The sequence below is a fragment of the Mesorhizobium abyssinicae genome, from assembly GCF_049887195.1.
Taxonomy (GTDB): Bacteria; Pseudomonadota; Alphaproteobacteria; order Rhizobiales; family Rhizobiaceae; genus Mesorhizobium; species Mesorhizobium abyssinicae.
The window spans coordinates 340,027-362,243 of record NZ_JARAKC010000006.1 but is presented as its reverse complement, the minus strand read 5'-3'; the positions used below and the strand labels follow the sequence as shown (position 1 = coordinate 362,243).

The window sequence follows — 22,217 nt, the reverse complement described above, 5'->3', positions numbered from 1 at the left end:
TGGGTGATGCAGCGTTTGCTTGCCTTGACTGGAGGAGTATGGCTAGGTCCGCCCATACTGGTCCGGCATAGGCCGTGATTTGCCCGCAAAGATTTGGAAAGGAAGCCGATCTGCCGACCGGCAAGCATAGAGTGCTGACGAAACCGCTGGCGCGTCTCCTCGCGTTGGCCGGCCTTGCCGTGGCGCTGGCCAGCTGCCAGATGTTCACGCCGCCGGATGTGCAGGAATCCGGTTTCCAGCCGTCCGACAAGCCGATCACCGTCGACAATGTCGTCGCCAACTCGAAGCTTGCCGAAATGGCGAAGGCGCAGCACCCGCGCATCCTTGCCACCTATGGCGGCGAATATTCCGATCCCAAGCTCGAGCGCATGGTGGCCAAGGTCGTCGGCAGCCTGACGGTGGTGTCGGCCAATCCGACCCAGACCTATCGTATCACCATCCTCAATTCGCCCAACGTCAACGCCTTCGCGCTGCCCGGCGGCTACCTCTATGTCACCCGCGGCCTGCTGGCGCTGGCCAATGATTCGTCCGAGCTCGCCGCCGTCATCGCGCACGAGATGGGCCATGTCACCGCCAATCACGGCCTGCAGCGCCAGCAGCTCGAAGCCGAGGAAGGCTTGGCGACCAAGGTGGTGTCGGATGTGCTGGGCGACAGCCCGACGGCCAAGGCGGCGCTCATCCGCGGCAAGCTGAGGCTCGCCCAGTTCTCGCGCAACCAGGAACTGCAGGCCGACGCCATCGGCATCAAGTCGATCGGCGAGGCCGGTTATGATCCCTACGCCGCCGGTCGCTTCCTGCAGTCGATGTCGGCCTATACCGACTTCCGCTCGATCAGCGGCGCAACCGATGCCAGCCTCGACTTCCTGGCCACGCATCCGAACACGCCGCAGCGCATCGAGCTTGCCCAGCGGCTTGCCCGCAACTTCGGCCCGCCGGGCATCGGCACGCGCGACCGCGACGCCTTCCTCGCCGGCATTGACGGGCTGCTCTACGGCGACACGCCGGAAGAGGGCTATGTACGCGGCCAGACCTTCCTGCATCCGGGCCTCGGCGTGTCGTTCACGGTGCCCGACGGCTTCGTCATCGACAATTCGGCGGCGGCGGTGACGGCAACCGGCCCCGGCGACATGGCGATCCGCTTCGATGGCGTCTCGATCGACAAGTCGCGGGCGCTGACCGACTATATCCGCAGCGGCTGGGTGGCCGGCCTCGACGATGCCAGCGTTCGCCAGGAAACCATCAATGGCAACGAGGCGGCCGTGGCGCATGCCGGCGCCGACGGCTGGCAGTTCGACATCGCTGTGATCCGCGCTGGCGGCCAGGTCTACCGGCTGCTGACGGCGGCACCTTCGGCCAGCACCGCGCTGGAGCCGGTGGCGCGTTCGGTCAGTGGCTCGTTCCGCATCCTCAGCGCTGCCGAGAAGGCGGCGCTGAAGCCGCTGCATATTCGCGTCGTCACGGTCCAGGCCGGGCAGACCATGGGCTCGCTCGCCGCGCAGATGGTCGGCGTCGACCGCAAGCTCGACCTGTTCAGGGTGCTCAACGCGCTATCGCCGGGCGCCGCCGTCTCGACCGGCGACAAGGTCAAGATCGTCACCGACAGATAAGCTGGGGCAGACAGAAGTCAGGCGGCGGTCGCCAGGAATTCAGGATTCTGCTCGACCAGCGCGACTTTCAGCTTTTCCATGGCGCGGGCCTCGATCTGACGGACGCGCTCCTTGGAGATGCCGAGCGCCTCGCCGAGCGCTTCCAGCGTCGCACCCTCGTCGGTCAGCCGGCGCTCCTCGATGATCCTCAGCTCGCGCGCGTTGAGCGCGCCGAGCGCCGCCTTCAGCCACAGCGAGCGGCGTTCGATGTCGATCGTGTCGCCGACGACCTCGTCCGGCAGCGGATCGTCCGAAATCAGGAAATCCATGCGCTCGGCCGGACCGGAATCATCGCCAAGCGGCGCATTGAGCGAGCTGTCCGGAGCCGACAGGCGCGAATCCATCATCGCCACGTCGGCTTCAGGCACGCCGAGCGCCGCCGACACCTCGCGATAGAGCGAGGCGTTGGAAATCGGCTCGGCGCCGTTCGCCAGCCGGGCGCGCAAACGCCTGAGATTGAAGAACAGCGCCTTCTGCGCCGAGCTGGTGCCACCGCGCACGATCGACCAGTTGCGCAAGATGTAGTCCTGCATCGAGGCGCGAATCCACCAGGTGGCATAGGTCGAGAAGCGCACTTCGCGTTCCGGCTCGAAACGGGCGGCTGCTTCCAGCAGGCCGACATGGCCCTCCTGGATCAGGTCGCCGAGCGGCAGGCCGTAGTGGCGGAACCGCGAGGCCATGGAGATGACCAGCCGCATATGGGCGACCGTGATGCGGTGCAGCGCGTGCTGGTCGTTGTCCTCCTTCCAGCGCAACGCCAGAAGATGCTCTTCCTCGCGCTCGAGATAGGGAGCCTTCATCGCCGCGCGGACCATGGTCCGTCCTGCCGTGTCGTCGATCATGCCGCGCTCCATTTTCCGATATCGCGGACGTTTCCGGTGTCCGGATACCATCCCTGGCGTCAGCGGCGGTTGAAATGGCGGCGCCGCGCCCTACAAAGCCAAGAACGTGCCATGCCGGGGAATGTTCCGCAGCGACGGCCGGGCCGCCTTGCGTTGTCTCGGACGACTCGAAAACAGCGGGGAGCCTGCATGCGGATCGGTTCTCGCATGCGCTTGAGCATGTCATTCCTGGAATGCCAGATTTTTGAAATCTGGTTCCTTATTTTGCTCAGCCCTATCTGTCAGTTTCCGGCTCTCACAGACGCGCCGGGGCACCGGCCAAAACGGGATCACAGAAAAATGAAATGGCTTAAGTCGCTCATCATCGCCGGGACGCTGCAGGCCCTGGCGGTCACCGCCGGCCATGCCGGCGCCAATCTCGACCAGATCAAGCAGGCCGGCGTCCTCAAGGTCGGCACGGAAGGCACCTACGCGCCCTTCACCTATCATGACACGTCCGGCGCGCTGGTCGGCTTCGATGTCGAGATCGCCAAGGCGATCGCCGACAAGCTCGGCGTCAAGATCGAGTTCCTCGAAGGCAAATGGGACGGGCTCATCGCGGGCCTCGACGCCAACCGCTACGACGCCGTCATCAACGAGGTCGGCATCACCGACGCGCGCAAGGCCAAGTACGATTTCTCCGAGCCCTACATCGCCTCCAAGGCGGTGCTGATCGTGCGCGGCGACAACACCGACATCAAGACCTTCGCCGATCTCAAGGGCAAGAAGTCGGCGCAGTCGCTGACCTCCAATTTCGGCAAGCTGGCCGAGACCAACGGCGCCGAGCTGGTCGGCACCGACGGCTTCGACCAGTCGATCCAGCTTCTGCTCACCGGCCGCGCCGACGCCACCATCAACGACAGCCTCTCCTTCCTCGATTTCAAGAAGCACAAGCCCGACGCCAATGTGAAGATCGCCGCGCAGGAAGAGAATGCCGACTATTCCGGCGTCATCGTGCGCAAGGGCGATCCGGAGCTGGTCGCGGCGATCAACAAGGCGCTGGCCGACATCAAGGCGGACGGCACCTACAAGAAGATCGCCGACACCTATTTCGGCCAGGACGTTTCGCAGTAAGCCAGGCCGTCTGGCACTTCGATCCCGGCGAGTCGTCTTTGACGGCCCGCCGGTTTTCGCGTGATATGCACCGCGCAGCCCCTCGCCGGAGCCACCCGCCGCGACGCCGGAGGCGATGGACGGTTATCCAGGCTGCACCTCAAGGAGAGGGCCCCGTGCCGCACTGGCTGCAATTGATGCTGGAATCGCTGCCGACGCTGTTGTGGGCGGCGCTGATCTTCACCGTGCCGCTGACGCTTTTGTCCTTCGCCTTCGGGCTCGTCGCCGGGCTGGCCACGGCGCTGCTCAGGCTGTTCGGCCCCAAGCCCCTGGCGGCCGTGGCCCGCTTCTATGTCTGGATCTTCCGTGGAACGCCGCTCCTAGTGCAGCTCTTCCTGATCTTCTACGGCCTGCCCTCCGTCGGCATCCTGCTCGACGCCTTTCCCGCGGCGCTGATCGGCTTCACGCTCAACATCGGCGCCTATACGTCGGAGATCATCCGCGCCGTCATCGGCTCGGTGCCGAAAGGGCAGTGGGAGGCGTCCTATTCGATCGGCATGACCTGGAGCCAGGCGATGCGGCGCACGATCCTGCCGCAAGCAGGCCGCGTCGCCGTGCCGCCGCTGTCCAACACCTTCATCTCGCTGGTCAAGGATACCTCGCTGGCCGCAGCCATCACCGTGCCGGAGATGTTCCAGGCGGCGCAGCGCATCGTCGCCACCACCTACGAGCCCCTGATCCTCTATATCGAGGCGGCGGCGCTCTATCTGGTGATGAGCTCCGTGCTGTCGGCGCTGCAGGCGCGGCTGGAGGTGCGCCTCAACCGTTACGGCGGCTTCCTGGAGGCGAACGCATGATCGGCCTCGACAAGATCGAGAAGCGGTTCGGCGACAACCTCGTGCTGAAGGGGGTCACCGTCAGCATCGAGGAAGGCAGCGTGACCGCGCTGGTCGGCCCGTCCGGCGGCGGCAAAAGCACGCTCCTGCGCTGCATCAACCTGCTGGAGATCCCGACCTCCGGCACGGTGCGGATCGGCGAGGAGACATTGGAATTCCGCCCGGGCATCAAGGTGCACGCCAGGGACATCCAGCGCATTCGCCTGCAGACCGGCATGGTGTTCCAGAACTTCCAGCTGTTCCCGCATCGCACCGCGATCGAGAACGTCATGGAGGGACTGGTGACGGTGCTGAGACGGCCGGAGGCGAGGGCGCGCGAGCGCGCGCTGGCGCTGCTGGAGAAGGTCGGCATGGCGCACAAGGCCGATGCCTGGCCGGCGACGCTGTCGGGCGGACAGCAGCAGCGCGTGGCGATCGCCCGCGCGCTGGCGCCGTCGCCGAAGGTGCTGCTCTGCGACGAGCCGACCTCGGCGCTCGACCCGGAGCTGGCCCAGGAAGTGGTCGAGGTGCTCGGGCAACTCGCCCGGGAGGGCACGACCATGGTGATGGCCACGCACGATCTGAGGCTCGCCTCCAAGATCGCGCAGGAGGTGGTGTTCCTCGATGCCGGCGTCGTCGTCGAGAAAGGCCCGGCCTCGGTCGTGTTCGACAGGCCGGAGCGCGAGCGGACGAAGCGCTTCATCGCCTCGCTGCGGCAGGAGGAGGCTCAGAAGGGTAGCTGAGCCCCCTACCTCCCCCTTGTGGGGAGGTCGGACCGAAGGTCCGGGTGGGGGTCGGCGCGGCACCCCCGCCCCACTGCTTCGCAGCGACTCTCTCCACAAGGGGGAGGGCAGAGGCTCCAGGAAACAAAAAACCCGGCGCGAGGCCGGGTTTTTCGTATTCTTGAGCGAAAAAGCTCAGGCAGCTTCTTCCTGCTCGGCTTCCTCGTTGTCGGCCTTGGCGCCACGCTTCGGGCCCTTGTTGAGGTTGACCTCGATGAGGCGAACCGCCTCGGTCTCCGACATGCGGTTGACGGCGGCGATCTCGCGGGCCATGCGGTCGAGCGCGGCCTCGTAAAGCTGGCGCTCGGAATAGGACTGCTCCGGCTGGTTGTCGGCGCGGTAGAGGTCGCGCACGACTTCCGAGATCGAGATCAGGTCGCCCGAATTGATCTTGGCATCATATTCCTGGGCGCGGCGCGACCACATGGTGCGCTTGATGCGGGCGCGACCCTGCACGACCTTCAGCGCGCGGTCGACATAGTCCTCTTCCGACAGCTTGCGCATGCCGATGGAGGTCGCCTTGGCGACCGGCACCTTGAGGCGCATCTTGTCCTTCTGGAAGTCGATGACGAACAGTTCCAGCTTGTGGCCGGCGACTTCCTGCTCGTCGATCGAGACGATCTGGCCGACGCCGTGCGCCGGGTAGACGATGAACTCGCCGGTCTTGAAACCGTGACGTGCTGCGCTGGACTTCTTCTGCGGGGTGATCGTTGCCATTACGCCCTGAACTCCTTGTTGTAGCGCCGGCATGGCGGCGCCGGCTGAAACTCGCGCGATCGGGGTCACCGACCGTTAGCCGCACAACAGATGAACCCATCCGGAAAAACCGGGGCCAGCCAACCGCACAATTGCGACCGCCTGCCCCAGATCGCTCTGGTCCGGATTGTGAAGTTCACCTTTCAGTGATTTGGGGCGTCTGCGCCATAAATCGACGTTGTGTCACCGGCATGTTTGGCTGATGTAGCACAAAAAGTCGGAAGAATCAAGGTTTTGCTGCATTCGCGAAGGCCGTGCGCCATCCCTGCCTGTCAAGACAGTTCCTGTTTCGCACCTGTTACGCAGCGTCATGCCGGCCGAACCGGCCGTGTCGCTTTTGATTTGCGCATGATCCTTTCCGAAAATCGAAAGCGATTTTCGGGGTCATGCGCTAGTCGCCTTCGCCGGGCTCGGCCGAGAAATATTTCTCGAATTTGCCAGCCTCGCCATCGAAGGTCTTGGCGTCGGCCGGCGGCTCTTTCTTGGCGGTGATGTTCGGCCACTTCTCGGCATATTCGGTGTTGACCTGCAGCCACTTCTCGAGCCCCGGCTCGGTGTCGGGCTTGATCGCGTCGGCCGGGCATTCCGGTTCGCAGACGCCGCAGTCGATACACTCGTCGGGGTGGATGACGAGCATGTTCTCGCCTTCGTAGAAACAGTCGACCGGACAGACCTCAATGCAGTCCATGTATTTGCATTTTATGCAATTGTCGGTCACGACATAGGTCATCGCAGGCTCCGGGACGTCCCGTTTTTGCTGGGCTTTTTGGTGAGGTAACGCCTTTGCCGGCCGCTGGCAAGGGCGGCCGTCCCCGGCGCCGCCGGCGTGCCCGGAAAGGATTTTCCAGACGGCCCGCCGGACAAGGCCGGTCTTGTCTCAATCCTCTCTCAATCCTCGCCCAGCAGCCGGTCGGTTTCCCGCCGTTCTTTCTTGGTCGGGCGACCGCTGCCGGCTTCGCGCAGCGCCGGAATGGCGTCCGGCACCGCCTCGCCCTTCGGCGTGGGCTGTGGCGACATGTCCTCATAGAGCAGGCGGGCCTCCTCGGCGGGGCCGCGCCTGGCGCCGGCGCCGAGCACCTTCCAGACCAGGATGCGTCGATCCAGAGTGAGGGTCAGGACGTCGCCGGGGCGGACAATGTCGGAGGCCTGCGCTGCTTTGTCGCTGTTGATGCGCACGCGGCCAGCGACCACGAGCTTGGCCGCCAGCGAGCGCGATTTCACCGCGCGCGAGAAGAACAGCCATTTGTCGATGCGCTGGCGGGCATCGGTGACCATCGTACCCGCGGGCTACTTCTTCAGCTGGTCGCGCAAGGCGGCGAGCTTGGCAAAGGGCGAGTCCGGATCGAAGCGCGCCGGCCGCTCCTCGCGCGGCTTGGCCTGGAAGGCAGGCTTGCCGGCCTGCGCGCCGCCCTTGCCGTCCTGCCGGCCGCCTTTCCAGTCGGGCCTGCCGTCGCGGCGGTCGGGACGTTCGCCTTGCGGTCTGCCCTCGCGGCGCTCGCCAGCCTCGCCTTGCGGTCTCGGCTTGAACTTGGAGCGGTCGAAGCGAGGCTTGCCGTCGCGCTGATCGCGGCGTCCTTCCTGGGCTCCGCCAGGCTGCCCGCCGGCGGCGTCAGCCTGGCCCTCGCGCGCGGCCTGGCCGTTGCGCGGGCGATTGTCCCTGCGGTTGTCGTGGCGATGGCGCGGGCGCTGGTCGAAGCGGCCCTGCCGCCACAGAAGGATGGGCTTCGGCTCCTCGGCCTCGGCGGCCGCCTCGCTGGAGGCGGCTTCCGGCGTCGCGGCAGGCGCGGCGGACACCGCTTCGGCCGCCAGCGACTCCTCGGCCACCGGCTCTGCGGCGACGGCGTCAACTTCGGCTTCTGCGTGCGGCTCGACTGCCGGAGCAGTATCCGCAGGCTGCTCGGTGACGGCTTCCGCGGCGAGTGGGGCCTCGTCGGTGGCCTCTTCCGCGACCGGCTCGGCAACCATCTCGATGACGGGTTCGGCCGAAACTTCAACCATGACATCCGACGCCACAACGGCATCCGGGCCAGGTTCGGAACCCTCGGCCGGTGTTTCGACGCCGGCTTCGGCAGACGCCGCTTCGGCCGCGGCGGCCAGCTCGGCCTTTGCCGCTTCCTCGGCCGCAAGCTTGGCGGCGGCCGCCTCGCGGGCGGCATTGTCCTGCGCTTCGAGCCGCGCCTTGACCTCGGCGGCCGGCTTCGGCTCGGCGCGGTAGCCGAGGCCTTTGAGGATCTCTTCCATGTCGTCGGCGGTGGCGCCGAGGATCGACATCATCGGCGGCGTCACCATGAAGGCGTGGCCGTCATAGGCGCCGTCGGGGCGCTGGCCGAGGCCGGGCTTCCAGTTGGTGGCGGGACGGATCAGGTCGGCCAGCCGCTCAAGGATATCGACGCGCACGGCGCGGCGGCCGAGATTGCGATAGCCGGCGAGCTTGTAGAAGCTCTTGTCGAAGGCGGGATCGATGACCACCGAGGTGCGGCCCGACGCCAGCGCATGAACGACGTCGCCAAAGCCGGGCTTGTCCTTGCCGTCGTTCTTCAGCGCCCACAGCAGCGTCACCAGCCCGGCCGGCGCCGGCTTGATCAATGCCGGCACGAAGACGTGATAGGCGCCGAAGCGCACGCCCAGCCGGCGCAGCGCGGCGCGGCCCTCCTGGTCGAGCGACTTCATCTCCTCGGCGATGTCGCGGCGGTTGATCAGGCCGAAATGCTCGACGAGCTGGAAGGCGATGCCGCGGCCGATGCCGGTGAGCTGCTCGGCATTCTTGAGGTCGACCAGGGGCTTCAGCAGCGACTCGATCTGGAAATTGACGAAGCGCTCGGCGCGCGCCGCCACCTTGTCGCGAGCCGGACCGGTGAGCTGCTCGTCGGCCAGCAGCACGAGGCGCGGCTTCAGCGGCTCGTCGCCGGCAACCAGCGTTCCGATCGGCGCGCCGATCCAGCGTAGCGTGCCGTCCGAGCCAAGCGCGAGATCGCCATTGGCGCAGGCGCCGAAGCGCTCGGCGCGTGTCTCGAATTCCGCGGCAAGCGCCTTCTGGGCGGCCGTGCGCACGGCCTTGGCATCCTCGCCGCCGGCGCTCTGGTCGGCGGTGAAGCGGAACCCCTGCAACTCGCCGACATGATGGCCTTCGACGAGGACGGTTCCGGTTGGGCTGATTTCGGCTTCAGGCATGGTATTTTCTCTAAGGCGCCGCATGAGGACGGAAGTCCTGCGGTCTACGAAGCGTTTCGTCAACCGCTCATGCAGCGCATCCGACAATCTGTCTTCGATTTCGCGCGTCTTTTCCTGCCAGTGTGCCTGATCGGCCAGCCAGCCAGGGCGGTTGGCGACGAAAGTCCATGTGCGGATCTGGGCAATGCGGTGCGACAGCGTGTCGATGTCGCCGTCGGTCGTGTCGGCGCGGCGCACCTGCTCGGCCATGTAGTTCTCGTCGACATGGCCATGTCGGGCCAGGTCCATGTAGATCGAGGCGATCAAGTCTGCATGCTGGGCCGGCGCGATCTTGCGGTAGTCGGGCAGGGCGCAGGCCTCCCAGAACAGCGCGACGCGCTTGGCGTCGGTGGCGAGCGCGCGGATAGCCTCGTCGCGCGACAGATGCTCCAGCGCCTGCGCGTCCACTGCCGGCAGGGCGCGCGTCAGGCCCTCGACCGGGGCGTTGGTCTCGATCGAGCGCTTCAGCGCGTCGAGGCTGGCGAAGTCGAAATCCGCGGTGCGCCATTGCATGACCTTCACCGGATCGAAATCATGGCTCTCGATCTTCTTGATCAGCTCCTCGTCCAGCGGGTCGACCTGTCCGGTGACGCCGAACGTGCCGTCGCGCAAATGCCGGCCGGCGCGGCCGGCGATCTGGCCGAGCTCGGCGGCGGTCAGGTTGCGGTACTGGTAGCCGTCGAACTTGCGGTTCTGGGCGAAGGCGACATGGTCGAGGTCGAGGTTCAATCCCATGCCGATGGCGTCGGTGGCGACGAGATAGTCGACATCGCCGGCCTGGAACAGCGCCACCTGGGCGTTGCGAGTGCGCGGCGACAGCGCGCCGAGCACGACGGCCGCGCCGCCCTGCTGGCGGCGGATCAGCTCGGCAATGGCATAGACCTCGTCGGCGGAGAAGGCGACGATCGCCGTGCGCCTGGGCAGGCGGGTCAATTTCTTCGAACCGGCATAGGCAAGGTGCGACAGCCTTGGGCGCGTGACCACGGAGACGCCCTTGAGGAGACGCTGCAGGATGCCGTGCATGGTCGCCGCGCCCAGCAGCAGCGTCTCCTGGCGGCCACGCAGATGCAGGATGCGGTCGGTGAAGATGTGGCCGCGCTCGAGATCGCCGGCAAGCTGCACCTCGTCGATGGCGACGAAGGCGGCATCGGTCTCGCGCGGCATCGCTTCGACCGTGCAGACCGAATATCTGGCGCCAGGCGGCTGGATCTTCTCCTCGCCGGTGATCAGCGCGACCTTGTGGGCGCCGACCTTCTCGCAGACGCGCGTATAGACCTCGCGTGCCAGGAGCCTGAGCGGCAGGCCGATGACGCCGCTCTCATGCGCCACCATGCGCTCGATGGCGAGGTGGGTCTTGCCGGTGTTGGTCGGCCCAAGCACAGCCGTCACGTCACGGCCGGAAAGGATCAACGGCTGAGGATGTTTCGGCTGGACGTTCATCGGCCCGGAAATAGACTCTCTGCCGCTCGTTGTCGGGAGCACGCCAGCGTCGGCGCGTGTGACAGGCGACACATAAGGACTTCATGCGCGAAGCGAAAGCGGAATGTTCCGCCGTCAGTCTCCCTGGCTCCGTATGAGGGTCCGAAATGCGGTCTCGGTTAATGGTTGGAACGAGTCTGGAACGAATCGGCGACGAATCACTGACTCGCCGAGATTCAGGTTTTGTTCACGGCTACATGTGGGTTTTTCGACGGCGAGTCTCACCACATGCTGAATCTCTTGATTGGCCCGATTCATGCAGGGCGAACGCGAGTCGCGCGGCGCCGTTAACCTTTGCCGATCGGCGACGGACCCTGATCTTCCGGCCTTGCCCAAGATTATGAAATTCTTGACTTTTCCTAACGCGCGTTAACCTTTCGAGGCGGATTTTCGGTCCTCGGCGTTAACGTTCCGGCCAAAGCCGGAACGAATCGGCGACGAATCAGCGATGGCGGTATTTTCCCGGTTTGTTCACCCCAATATGTTGTGTCGCGGCAAAGTTTTCCACCGAGAATCCACAGGGTTGCGAACAGCTTTTGCACAGGCCCCGCGACGGCCGTTAACCTTTGCGTGCCGGATCGGGGCAGGGCGTCGCGCGGGAGACGCCGCGGGGGTTGCAACGGCAACAAAAAACGGGCCGATCTCCCGGCCCGTTTTTCAGATCGCTGTCTCGGAATTTCGGACCCGAAGCGCGTCGCGTCTTCAGGCGAATTGGCGGACCTCAGGCGAAATACTGGCCGCCATTGGCGCTGATGGTCGAACCGGTGATGAAGCCGGCTTCGTCGGAGGCGAGGAAGACGACGCAGCGCGCGACCTCTTCGGGCTCGCCGAGCCGGCCGACCGGGATCTGCGGGATGATGCGCTCGTTGAGCACCTTCTCATCGATCGCCTTGACCATCTCGGTGGCGATGTAGCCGGGGCAGATGACGTTGACGGTGATGCCGGCGCGCGCGCCCTCCTGGGCCAGCGCCTTCGAGAAGCCGATGTCGCCGGCCTTGGCGGCGGAATAGTTGACCTGTCCGGCCTGGCCCTTCTGGCCGTTGATCGAGGAGATGGTGATGACGCGGCCGAACTTGCGGTCGCGCATGCCGCCCCACAGCGGATGCGTCATGTTGAAGACGCCGGACAGATTGGTGTCGATGACCTCTTTCCACTGCTCGCGCGTCAGCTTGTGGAACATGGCGTCGCGGGTGATGCCGGCATTGTTGACGAGCACCGAGACCGGGCCGAGATCGGCCTCGACCTGCTTGATGCCGGCAGCGCAGGCGTCATAGTCGGCGACCGACCATTTGTAGACCGGGATGCCGGTCTCGGCCTTGAACTTCGCGGCCGCCTCGTCATTGCCGGCATAGTTCGCCGCAACCGAATAGCCGGCCTTCTTCAAAGCGATCGATATCGCCGCGCCGATGCCGCGCGATCCGCCCGTGACGATTGCTACCTTGCTCATGTGGTCCTCCCTTTGAATCGTCTGAGCGAATAGAGAGCAGCGAATAGCGAACAGGGATTAGTCGTCCCGCCGCGCGACGCTTTTCTTCTCTATTCGCTACTCCCTTTTCGCTATTCGCTGAGCTCAGAGCGCTTCGACGCACATGGCAACGCCCATGCCGCCGCCGATGCAGAGCGTGGCAAGACCCTTCTTGGCGCCGCGGCGGCGCATCTCGAAGACCAGCGTGTTGAAGACGCGGGCGCCGGAGGCGCCGATCGGGTGGCCGATGGCGATGGCGCCGCCATTGACGTTGACGATCGACGGATCCCAGCCCATGCCCTTGTTGACGGCGCAGGCCTGCGCGGCGAAGGCCTCGTTGGCCTCGACAAGGTCGAGGTCCTTGACCGACCAGCCTGCCTTCTCCAGCGCCCGCTTCGAGGCCGGGATCGGGCCGGTTCCCATGATCGCCGGATCGACGCCGGCGGTCGCCCAGGAGGCGATGCGGACCAGCGGGGTGATACCGCGGCGGGCGGCTTCCGCCTCGCTCATCAGCAGCGCGCCGGCAGCGCCGTCGTTGATGCCGGACGCATTGGCGGCGGTGACCGTGCCGTCCTTGTCGAAAGCGGGCCTAAGCTTGGTCATGGCGTCGAGCGTCGCGCCGTGACGGATATATTCGTCCTGGTCGACGATCGTGTCGCCCTTCTTGCCCTTGATGGTGAAGGCGACGATCTCGTCCTTGAACTTGCCAGCCTTCTGCGCGGCCTCGGCCTTGTTCTGCGAAGCCAGCGCGAACTCGTCCTGGTCGTCGCGGGTGATCTGGAACTGGCGCGCGACATTCTCGGCGGTGTTGCCCATGTGATAGCCGTTGAAGGCATCCCACAGCCCGTCCTTGATCATGGTGTCGATCATCTTGTAGTCGCCCATCTTGACGCCGGCGCGCAGATGTTGGGCATGCGCCGAGAGCGACATCGATTCCTGACCGCCGGCGACGATCACCTTGGCATCGCCGGTGGCGATCTGCTGCATGCCGAGCGCGATTGCGCGCAAGCCCGAGCCGCAGACCTGGTTGAGGCCCCAGGCAGTGGTCTCCTTGGGCAGGCCGGCGTTGATCGAAGCCTGGCGGGCCGGGTTCTGGCCCTGGGCGGCGGTCAGCACCTGGCCGAGGATGACCTCGTCGACTTCGGAAGGCTCGACGTTGGCGCGCGCGAGCAATTCCCTGATCACGACAGCGCCGAGTTCATGTGCCGGGGTGGCGGCGAAGCTGCCGTTGAAGGAGCCGACTGCTGTGCGCGCGGCACTGGCGACAACGATGCCATTGGATGCGGACATTTTCTTCTCCAGACTTCGAGGTGTGGTGTTTTTGGGTGTCGTTGAGGAACTTTCTTGCCCTTTCCCGGTGCCAAGTCAAACCGGAAATGGGCATGCCGGCCATGCGCGGCAAGCAGGCCTGCGCCGGCCAGGGCGGCGGTCCTCGCTTCGCTGCGCAGCATATTCCGGCCGCCGTGCAGCATTAATCGATCTTGCACTGCACAAACCGCTTGGAATTGTGACGCTTTTGCGCATATCCTTGACAGGGCGCAATCGTTACCGGCTGCTTACTCAAATGCGCCGGTGTCCGGGGAGGATACTGATGGCCGCAAAAGACGACCCGATCGTCATCAAGAAATATGCCAACCGCCGACTCTACAACACCGGCACCAGCACCTATGTGACGCTGGAAGACCTCGCCGACATGGTCAAGAAGGGCGAGGAATTCACCGTCCAGGACGCCAAGACCGGCGACGACATAACGCATCCGGTGCTGACCCAGATCATTTTCGAGCTGGAGAACAAGGATGGGCAGAACATGCTGCCGATCCCGTTCCTGCGCCAGCTGATCGCCTTCTACGGCGACCAGATGCAGATGATCGTGCCCAGCTTCCTCGAGCAGTCGATGATCGCCTTCTCCAAGGAGCAGGAGCGTTTTCGCGAACAGATGAAGGGCGCGTTCGGCAAGTCGCCGATGGACATGATGAAGATGTCGACGCCGATGAAGGCGCTGGAGGACCAGACGCGCCGCAACATGGAGATGTTCCAGAACGCCATGCGCATGTTCACGCCGTTTCCGTCGGCGACCTCGAATGGCACTGCGCCCGCCCCGGCCGAGCCGGTGAAAAAGGAAGCGCCGGAAAAATCCGATGACCTCCAGGAACTGAAGGAACAGATCGCGGCCATGCAGCGCAAGCTCGACACGATGTCGTGACGGGCACGTTGCCATACAGGTGAAGCCGGCCTGACCCTGAATCTCAACAAGCCCTGGAGCGACGCGCCCCAGGGCTTGGCTTTGATAAGCACCAGTTCCGCTAAATCCCGACGGGCCCGTCGTAGCGGGCGCGCGGCCGGATCAGGCGGTTGCTCACGACCTGCTCGACGGCATGCGCGGCCGAGCCGACGCTGCGCCCGAGCGCGAACAGGCGGAACGGCGCGTCGGGCGGCAGGCGCAACTGGCGCGTCAGCGCGGCCAACGCGAAGTCGATGTTCGGGCGCGCCCCCGTCGCGCCGAGGACGGTCTCGCCGAGGCATGACATACAGCCATCGATCTCGACATCGGCCAACAACGCCTCCGCCCTTGGGTCGCCCTCCGGATAGAGTGGATGGCCAAAGCCGGGCAGCGGCCGGTCGTGGCCAAGCCAGCGCTCGACCGCCGCATCGGCTCCCAGCCTTTCGGCGTCCTCGACCAGATTGAGCAAGGCCTCGCCGGCGCCGCCATGGCGCGGTCCGGACAGGGTGGCAAGACCGGCAAGCAGGCAAGCGGCAACTGACGCGCCGGTGGACGCGGCGACCCGCGTGGCGAAGGTCGAGGCGTTCAACTCGTGATCGGCGAGCAGCACCAATGCCCTGCGTATCAGATTGGCGCCGGCAGCGCCGACCGACCAGCTGCGCGCCAATCTCTCATGCACGGCGCCGTTTCCCGCAGCCGCGCCGAGCGCCTCTGCCAGGGCCGCGATGGCGTCGGCGGCATCGCGGTAGAGCATGGCTGGCCCGCGTCCCAGCGAAGGCCGGCCTTCGGCAGCCAGTCCAGCCAGCGTCGCGAATGCCGCGCCGCGACCGCTGTCGCGCGCGTCACCGCGGCCGGGCGAGGCAAACGACACCGGGACGTCCGCTGCCCAGAGCAGGCTTGCCGTCTCCTCCAGCGTCGCCGCGCTGGAGAGCGTCACAGCATCCTTTCCGCGATAGAAAAGGCCGCCATGCTGGATGGTCGAGATCGAGGTGGCAAAAGCCGGCTCGCCCCAGTCGATGGCGCTTTCTGCGATCGCTCGCGGGCTTCGGCCGCGCGCGCGGCGCGTGGCGAGGGCGGCGATGTCGTCGGCACGATACTGGCTGCGGCGCGGATCGGCTGCGTCCGGACGCATGCCAATACGGCCACGGCTGACATAGGCATAGAGCGTCTGCGGCCGCACCTTGAGCCGTTCCAGCGCCTCCTCGCGCGTCAGCCATTCGGACATGTTGTTTGTCATGCAGCCGATTGCTTGGACATATTGATTCACTTGATCAAGATTGATGCCTCGAACTTGCACCATTAATTCAGCTCCGTAAATGGCGAAGGAGACGGACATGGCAAACGGGCTCGATGATGTGGTGGCGGCTGAAACCGTGCTTTCCGATGTCGACGGCCTCGGCGGCCGGCTGACGATCCGTGGCCATTCGCTGCTGGAACTGGCCGGCCGCTGGCGCTATCCGCAAGTGGCGCGCCTGTTGCTCGACGGCTTCTTCGACGACCTTCCCGGCGATGCTGAACTGGCCGAGGCGATCGGCCGGGCGCGGGTCGAGGTGTTCCGGCGGCTGCAGCCGATTTTTCCGACGCTGGCCGCGCTCGATGTCTACAGCGGCATGCGCGCCGGCATCGCCTTGCTGCAGGATGGCGGGACGCTGGCGGATGCGCTCCGGCTGATCGCCGCGCCAGCGGTGCTGACGCCGGCCTTGCTGCGGGCAAAACGCGGCGACAAAGCGGTCGCGCCGGACAAGGGTGCAGATCATGCCGCCGACATGCTGCGGATGCTGAGCGGCAAGGCGGATTCACCCGACCTGGCCAGGGCGCTCGACACCTATCTGGTCACCGTGTGCGACCATGGCCTCAACGCCTCGACTTTTGCCACCCGCGTCGTCGCCTCGACCCAGGCCGGGCTGACCTCGGCGATCCTGGCCGGGCTCGGCGCGCTCAAGGGGCCGCTGCATGGCGGCGCGCCCGGACCGGTCGTCGAAATGCTGGACGCGATCGAGGCGAGCGGGGACGCCGCCGGCTGGCTGCGCGACGAGATCGTGCATGGCGAGCGCATCATGGGCTTTGGCCACCGTATCTACCGGGTGCGCGATCCGCGCGCCGACGTGCTGAAGGCGGTGGTGCGGCAGCTGGGCGGCAAGGGTGGAACCGGCCGCCGGCTGGCCTTCGCCGAAGAGGTCGAGCAGGCAGCGCTCGAGGTGCTGCGGGTCGCCAAGCCGCAGCGCTCGATCCAGACCAATGTCGAATTCTACACCGCGCTCCTGCTGGAAGCGGCGGGCTTTCCCGCGGAGGCGTTCTCCAATGTCTTCGCCGCGGGCCGCATCGCCGGCTGGATCGCCCATGCGCGCGAGCAGCAGACGACCGGGCGGCTGATCCGGCCGCAGTCGCGCTATGTCGGGCCGGTGCCGGATCTCGTCGCCTGAAGTCGGTCTCCGCCTTCAGGCGGAGAATCTCGCTCATGAGCGAAATTTCATGTGATCACGCGAGCGTGTTCGTGTTCTTGCCTTGGTCAGGACTTATATGCTGCACTGCAACATAGGTCCGCCGCGGCCGCGCCGACCCGATTCCCGGGCCGGATGAGGCTGCGCCACCCAACGACAGGAACGCCATGACGACGAACGGCAAGGCGGAAGAAAACAAGAAGATCAACGTCGCGCTGCAGGGGGGCGGCTCGCACGGGGCCTTTTCCTGGGGCGTGCTCGACAGGCTGCTGGAGGACGGAAGGCTGGAGATTTCTGCGGTTTCCGGCACCAGCGCCGGCGCCATGAACGCGGTGGCGCTGGCCGACGGCTTCGTCCGTGGCGGCGTCGAAGGCGCGCGCAAGAAGCTCGACGATTTCTGGCGCGCGGTAGCGCGGAAGGGCCGCTTCAGCCCGGTGCAGCGCATGCCGTGGGACGTCGCCTGGGGCAACTGGTCGATCGAGAACACGCCCGGCTATGTCTTCTTCGACACGATGTCGCGGGTGTTTTCCCCCTATGTCGCCAACCCGCTCGGCCTCAATCCGCTGCGCGACGTGGTCAAGCAGGAGATCGACTTCTCCAATGTGCGCGCCTGCAAGTCGGTGGAGCTGTTCATCTCGGCGACCAATGTCGAGACCGGGCAGTTGCGCGTCTTTTCCGATGGCGAGATCGACCTCGATACGGTGATGGCCTCGGCCTGCCTGCCGCAATTGTTCCGCGCCGTCGAGATCAAGGGCGTGCCCTACTGGGATGGCGGCTACGGCGGCAATCCGGCGCTCTATCCGTTCTTCAAGACGACTGCCACCGAGGACGTGCTTCTGGTGCAGATCAACCCGGTGGTGCGCGAGGGCACGCCGAGGAGCGCCAACGAGATCCAGAACCGCATCGACGAGATCACCTTCAACGCCGGGCTTTTGCGCGAATTCCGCTCGATCGCCTTCGTCAAGGAGCTGATCGCCGCCGGCCGGCTGCCGCATGGCGAGTACCGCGACATCCGCATGCATCGCATCGATGCCGACGAGGCGTTCAAGGATCTGTCGGCGTCGTCCAAGGTCAATGCCGAATGGGCCTTCCTCGCCTATCTGCGCGATCTTGGCCGAAGTGCCGCCAGCGACTGGCTGGAGGAGAACTACGACGCCGTCGGCAAGCGGCCGACGCTCGATCTGTCCGGCGAACTCGACGACGGCTACCGGCCGGTGCGCGGCCCGGCGCCGGGCCGGCGGGTCAAGGAGTTTCTCGCCATACGCAGGAAGCCCGAGCAGGCGCGGCGCGGCGCCTAGCGCACCGGGTACTGCCCGCCGACTTCAACCCTTGTGCAGCACCAGGTCGATCACCATGATCAGCGCGGCGGCGGCCTGCCGCTGCTCGTCCGGATTGCTGATGCGCGTCTTCATGCCCTCCAGCCCGTCGAGCAGCATGTCGGCGAGCAGCCGCGCCGAAAGTCCCTTGGCGGCGAGGTCGACGCCGTTCCCTTTCGCTTCGCCCTCGATCGCCCTGGCAATGTGCTCGACAAGGCCGCCGCGCCAGCAGCCGACGAGGTCGGCGACGCTCGACTTCATGTCGAGCAGCTCGGCGCCGTGCGGGGAGGCGTGCACGGCGCCTATCATCGAGATCAGCGCGGCGTCGACGGCGCGCATCATGCGTTCGGCGAAGGCGCCGCCGCCTTCGAGCTCGCTCTTTGCCTGTTCGACCGAACGGCCGAGCAGCATCAGGGCGATGGCGCGGAAAATGTCGGTCTTGTTCCTGAACAGCAGATAGAGCGCCGGCCGCGACATGTCGGCGGCGCGCGCGATGTCGTCCATGGTGGTGCGCGAAAAACCATAGGCCAGGAACACCTTCATCGCGCCCTCCAGAATGCGGGCGCGCTTGGGGTCGACGGCAATGTCCTCGGCTTCGATCATGGCGGCAAGTCTATCCTGTACGAACTCTATTGACAAAATGACGGATTTTGTCAAGTTGTATGAAGGCGAAGTGGCCGAGACCTGCCATTTCGCTCCTGGCTGTGGACGACAACGAAGGGTATCCCCATGCGCCTCACCGTCGATGGACAATCGTTCGACATCGATGCCGATCCTGAAATGCCGCTGTTGTGGGCATTGCGCGATCTCGTCGGCAAGACGGGCCCGAAATTCGGCTGCGGCATCGCCGCTTGCGGCGCCTGCACCGTGCATGTCGACGGCCAGCCGGTGCGCTCCTGCTCATTGCCGGTCGGCGGAGTCAGCGGCGCGATCACCACGATCGAAGGCATCGGCGCCGGCGGCAAGCTGCACCCGGTGCAGCAGGCCTGGCTCGAGGAGCAGGTGGCGCAGTGCGGCTACTGCCAGGCCGGCCAGATCATGAGCGCGGTGGCATTGCTCGAGGAGGTGGCGGACCCGAGCGACGACGACATCGACAACGCCATGGGCGGCAACCTCTGCCGCTGCGGCACCTATCCGAAGATCCGCGCGGCGATCAAGAAAGCCGCGGCGCTGAAGACGGCGGGGCTTTGATCATGGCCAGCATCGGAAAGATCGCCCGCCGCACCTTCCTAATCGGCGCCGCCGCCGTCGCCGGCGGTGTCGCCGTCGGCTATTATTACTACCGCAAGCCCTTCGCGAACCCGCTCGAGGCCGATCTCGGCAAGGGGGAGGCGACCTTCAATCCTTATGTGAAGATCGGCGCCGACAACACCATCACCATCGTCGCGCCGCGCGCCGAGATGGGGCAAGGCGTGTCGACGACGCTTGCCGCCATGGTCGCGGAGGAGCTCGATGTCGGTCTCGACCAGGTCAAGGTCGAGCACGGCCCGGCCTCCTATGCCTATTACAACGCGGCGATCCTCCAGGAGGGCGGTCCGTTCGCCTTCTTCGACGAGAGCATGACGGCGGAAGCGGTGCGCTCCGGCCTCGGCGTCGTCGGGAAGCTGCTCGCTTTGCAGGGCACCGGCGGCTCGTCCTCGATGCGCGACGGGTTCGACAAGATGCGGCAGGCGGGCGCTGCCGCAAGGCAGATGCTGATCGCGGCGGCGGCGCAGAAGCTCGGCGTTTCGGCCGGCGAGCTGGAAACCGCCAGCGGCACGGTCCTGCACAAGGCGTCGGGAAAATCGGTCACCTATGGCGAAGTCGCCGCCTCAGCCAGCGCCATGCCGCCGCCCGCCGAGGTCAGGCTCAAGGACAGGGTCGACTGGAAGCTGCTCGGCAAGCCGCAGAAGCGCGTCGACATGCTGGCCAAGGTCACCGGCGCGCCGATCTTCGGCATCGATGTCCGGCTGCCGGAGATGCTCTACGGCACGGTGAAGATGAGCCCGCGCTTCTGGTCGAAGCCGGTGAGCGCCGACCTGTCCAAGGCGGAAAAAATGCCGGGCGTGGTCAAGATCGTGCCGATCGAGACCAGCTACGGCCATGGCTTCGGCGTCATCGCCGAAAACACCTGGGCGGCATTCAGGGCCGCCGAGGCGATCGAGGCCAAATGGGCCGACCCCGAATATCCGCTGGACAGCGCCGCCATCGACGCGGCGCTGAAACAGGCGCTCATCACCAAGGGCTCGGCACTCCGCAACGACGGCGATGTCGACACCGCCTTCGCCGACGCGCCACGCGAAAAGATCGTCGAGGCCGACTATGCGGTGCCGTACCTGGCGCACGCGACGATGGAGCCGATGAACGCCACGGCGCGGCTGAAGGACGGCGCCCTCGACATCTGGTGCGGCAACCAGGCGCCGACGCTGGTACGCCAGCTCTGCGCCAACGCGGTCGGCATCGAGCAGGACAAGGTCACGGTGCACACAACCTTCCTCGGCGGTGGCTTCGGCCGGCGCGTCGAGATGGACTATGCGCTGTGCGCGGCGCTGATGGCCAGGGAAGCCGGCGGTCGTCCGGTCAAGGTGACCTGGACGCGCGAGGAGGACATGCGCCACGACGCCTACCGCCCCGCGGCAATCGGCAGGTTCCAGGCGCGGCTCGGCGACGATGGCCTGCCGGTCGCGGTCGACATGAAGGTATCGTCGCCATCGATGATCGCCAGCACCTTGCGGCGGCTGTTCCCCTCGCTGTCGGCGATGGGACCGGACAAGACCATCGTCGATGGCGCCTACGACCAGCCCTACACGATCCCGAACTACCGGGTGAGCGGCGTCGCCGCGCCCGTCTCGATTCCCGTCGGCTCGTGGCGTTCGGTCGGCAGCTCGATCAACGGCTTCTTCCATGAAGGCTTCATGGACGAGATCGCGGCCGTCGGGAAAACCGACCCGGTCGAACTGCGCAAGAAGCTGATGGCCGCCTATCCGTCGGCGCTGAAGGTGGTCGAGGCAGTCGCCGGGATGGCGAAATGGGGCGAGGCGCTGCCGGCCGGCAAGGCCAAAGGCATGGCCTTCACGCTGTCCTTCGGCAGTTGGGTCGGCGAGATCGTGCAGGTCGCGGACACGCCGGCCGGCATCCGCATCGAGAAGGTGTGGATCGCTGCCGATGTCGGCACCGCGCTCGACCCGGACATCATCAAGGCGCAGCTCATCTCCGGCGCCATCTACGGCCTGTCGGCGGCGATGGGCCAGGAAATCACCTTCGCCGACGGCATGGTCGAGCAGTCGAACTTCCACGATTTCGACGCCATGCGCATCTTCCAGGCCCCGGTGTTCGAGGTGGCGGTGCTGGAGAATTTCCACAAGATGGGCGGCGTCGGCGAGGTCGGCACGCCGCCGGCCGCTCCGGCGCTCGCCAATGCCATCTTCGCGCTGACCGGCAAGCGCATCCGTAGGTTGCCGCTGTCAAAAGAGGTGACCTTCGCATGAGGAAGCTTCTCATCATGCTGACGCCTGCTGCCATCATGTTGCTGGCGGCGCCTTTTGCAACCGCGCAGGAGTCCCAGCAACCAGCCCCAGCAGCAGTCGACACGGCCAAGGGTCTGCCCGAATGGGACAAGGTCTATGCGGTGTTCTCGCATCCACGCTGCGCCGACTGCCATGTCGCCGACGACCGGCCGCGCTGGTCCGGCGCGCATTATGGCGGCACGCGCGTGCATGGCTTCAATGTCCAGCGCGGCGCCGACGGCTCCGGCTTCGGCAATCCCGGCCTGCGTTGCACGACGTGCCATTTCTCCAGCAATTCCAAGGCATTGCACGGGCCGCCGGGGGCCGAGAACTGGCATCTGGCGCCGGCCGAGATGGTCTGGTTCGGAAAGTCCTCGGCCGAAATCTGCGCCCAGATCAAGGACCCCGCCCGCAATGGCGGGCGCAGCCTGCAGGATGTCGCGCTGCATGTTCGCGACGACAAACTGGTTGCCTGGGGCTGGGCCCCGGGAGCGGATCGTGAGCCGGCGCCAGGCTCGGCGGAGGAGACATACACAGCGATCGAGAACTGGATGGCGGCGGGCGCGCCCTGTCCGGCAGCGCAATAATCCATCAAAGTTTCTGACTA

Annotated in this window: 19 protein-coding genes; 10 read left to right on the top strand and 9 right to left on the bottom strand. The window is 65.9% G+C overall.

All coding sequences use genetic code 11. The annotated features are described in order from the left end of the window. The first annotated feature begins 200 nt into the window (after positions 1-200). Positions 201-1,607: a M48 family metalloprotease gene (locus tag PU724_RS16650; protein WP_407046023.1), complete on the top strand. Its 1,407-nt coding sequence runs from the start codon at positions 201-203 to the stop codon at positions 1,605-1,607. Between the two features lie 17 nt (positions 1,608-1,624). On the opposite strand, the gene PU724_RS16645 is transcribed toward PU724_RS16650, so the two are convergent. Next, positions 1,625-2,488: an RNA polymerase factor sigma-32 gene (locus tag PU724_RS16645; RefSeq protein ID WP_127285705.1), complete on the bottom strand. Its 864-nt coding sequence runs from the start codon at positions 2,486-2,488 to the stop codon at positions 1,625-1,627. 339 nt (positions 2,489-2,827) lie between these two features. On the opposite strand from PU724_RS16645, the gene PU724_RS16640 reads away from it, so the two are divergent. The 3 genes from PU724_RS16640 to PU724_RS16630 all read left to right on the top strand — a co-directional run bounded on the left by PU724_RS16640 (position 2,828) and on the right by PU724_RS16630 (position 5,198). Then, on the top strand, positions 2,828-3,601 hold the full coding sequence (locus PU724_RS16640; RefSeq protein ID WP_354420134.1) for an amino acid ABC transporter substrate-binding protein: 774 nt from the start codon (positions 2,828-2,830) through the stop codon (positions 3,599-3,601). A 155-nt stretch (positions 3,602-3,756) separates the two neighbouring features. After that, entirely contained in the window at positions 3,757-4,437 is a 681-nt protein-coding gene (locus PU724_RS16635) for an ABC transporter permease subunit (RefSeq protein ID WP_127311582.1), read from the top strand. Beyond that, positions 4,434-5,198, top strand: a complete 765-nt coding sequence (locus tag PU724_RS16630; RefSeq protein ID WP_292173358.1) for an amino acid ABC transporter ATP-binding protein — start codon at positions 4,434-4,436, stop codon at positions 5,196-5,198. The genes PU724_RS16635 and PU724_RS16630 overlap by 4 nt, the downstream gene beginning before the upstream one ends. Positions 5,199-5,372: 174 nt before the next feature. Here PU724_RS16630 and PU724_RS16625 read toward each other — a convergent pair whose 3' ends face one another. From PU724_RS16625 to PU724_RS16600, 6 genes are all read right to left on the bottom strand, one after another. Next, positions 5,373-5,954: a CarD family transcriptional regulator gene (locus tag PU724_RS16625; protein WP_127285709.1), complete on the bottom strand. Its 582-nt coding sequence runs from the start codon at positions 5,952-5,954 to the stop codon at positions 5,373-5,375. A 430-nt stretch (positions 5,955-6,384) separates the two neighbouring features. Continuing rightward, entirely contained in the window at positions 6,385-6,723 is a 339-nt protein-coding gene (gene fdxA, locus PU724_RS16620) for a ferredoxin FdxA (protein ID WP_006202440.1), read from the bottom strand. 158 nt (positions 6,724-6,881) lie between these two features. Then, positions 6,882-7,268, bottom strand: coding sequence for an RNA-binding S4 domain-containing protein (locus PU724_RS16615; protein WP_127285710.1), 387 nt, complete (start codon positions 7,266-7,268; stop codon positions 6,882-6,884). A 12-nt stretch (positions 7,269-7,280) separates the two neighbouring features. Then, entirely contained in the window at positions 7,281-10,643 is a 3,363-nt protein-coding gene (locus tag PU724_RS16610) for a helicase-related protein (RefSeq protein WP_354420133.1), read from the bottom strand. Between the two features lie 760 nt (positions 10,644-11,403). Then, positions 11,404-12,129: an acetoacetyl-CoA reductase gene (phbB, locus tag PU724_RS16605; RefSeq protein ID WP_127285533.1), complete on the bottom strand. Its 726-nt coding sequence runs from the start codon at positions 12,127-12,129 to the stop codon at positions 11,404-11,406. 123 nt (positions 12,130-12,252) lie between these two features. Next, positions 12,253-13,437: an acetyl-CoA C-acetyltransferase gene (locus PU724_RS16600; protein ID WP_127285534.1), complete on the bottom strand. Its 1,185-nt coding sequence runs from the start codon at positions 13,435-13,437 to the stop codon at positions 12,253-12,255. 301 nt (positions 13,438-13,738) lie between these two features. Here PU724_RS16600 and phaR point away from each other — a divergent pair, with 301 nt between their 5' ends. Next, a complete protein-coding gene (gene phaR, locus PU724_RS16595) occupies positions 13,739-14,350 on the top strand; it encodes a polyhydroxyalkanoate synthesis repressor PhaR (RefSeq protein WP_127285535.1) in 612 nt (203 codons plus the stop codon). Positions 14,351-14,450: 100 nt separating this feature from the next. Here phaR and PU724_RS16590 read toward each other — a convergent pair whose 3' ends face one another. Further along, complete coding sequence (locus PU724_RS16590; RefSeq protein ID WP_354420168.1) at positions 14,451-15,593, bottom strand: citrate/2-methylcitrate synthase; 1,143 nt, start codon at positions 15,591-15,593, stop codon at positions 14,451-14,453. Between the two features lie 109 nt (positions 15,594-15,702). Between PU724_RS16590 and PU724_RS16585 the strand changes: the two genes are divergently transcribed. Next, a complete protein-coding gene (locus PU724_RS16585) occupies positions 15,703-16,791 on the top strand; it encodes a citrate synthase/methylcitrate synthase (RefSeq protein ID WP_354420132.1) in 1,089 nt (362 codons plus the stop codon). A 185-nt stretch (positions 16,792-16,976) separates the two neighbouring features. Next, positions 16,977-18,107 (top strand): patatin-like phospholipase family protein, encoded by a 1,131-nt coding sequence (locus PU724_RS16580; protein ID WP_354420131.1) that lies wholly within the window; start codon positions 16,977-16,979, stop codon positions 18,105-18,107. Positions 18,108-18,131: 24 nt separating this feature from the next. Here the strand turns inward: PU724_RS16580 and PU724_RS16575 are convergent, their stop codons facing one another. Continuing rightward, positions 18,132-18,728 carry a TetR/AcrR family transcriptional regulator gene (locus PU724_RS16575; protein ID WP_292101004.1) on the bottom strand — a complete coding sequence of 199 codons (597 nt, stop codon included), beginning with the start codon at positions 18,726-18,728 and terminating at the stop codon, positions 18,132-18,134. A 126-nt stretch (positions 18,729-18,854) separates the two neighbouring features. On the opposite strand from PU724_RS16575, the gene PU724_RS16570 reads away from it, so the two are divergent. The 3 genes from PU724_RS16570 to PU724_RS16560 are packed head-to-tail and all read left to right on the top strand — an operon-like array spanning position 18,855 to position 22,197. After that, positions 18,855-19,316, top strand: a complete 462-nt coding sequence (locus tag PU724_RS16570; RefSeq protein WP_320255275.1) for a (2Fe-2S)-binding protein — start codon at positions 18,855-18,857, stop codon at positions 19,314-19,316. Positions 19,317-19,318: 2 nt separating this feature from the next. Then, positions 19,319-21,592, top strand: a complete 2,274-nt coding sequence (locus PU724_RS16565; protein WP_354420130.1) for a xanthine dehydrogenase family protein molybdopterin-binding subunit — start codon at positions 19,319-19,321, stop codon at positions 21,590-21,592. Beyond that, entirely contained in the window at positions 21,589-22,197 is a 609-nt protein-coding gene (locus tag PU724_RS16560; RefSeq protein ID WP_292100998.1) for a hypothetical protein, read from the top strand. The genes PU724_RS16565 and PU724_RS16560 overlap by 4 nt, the downstream gene beginning before the upstream one ends. Positions 22,198-22,217 lie beyond the last annotated feature (20 nt).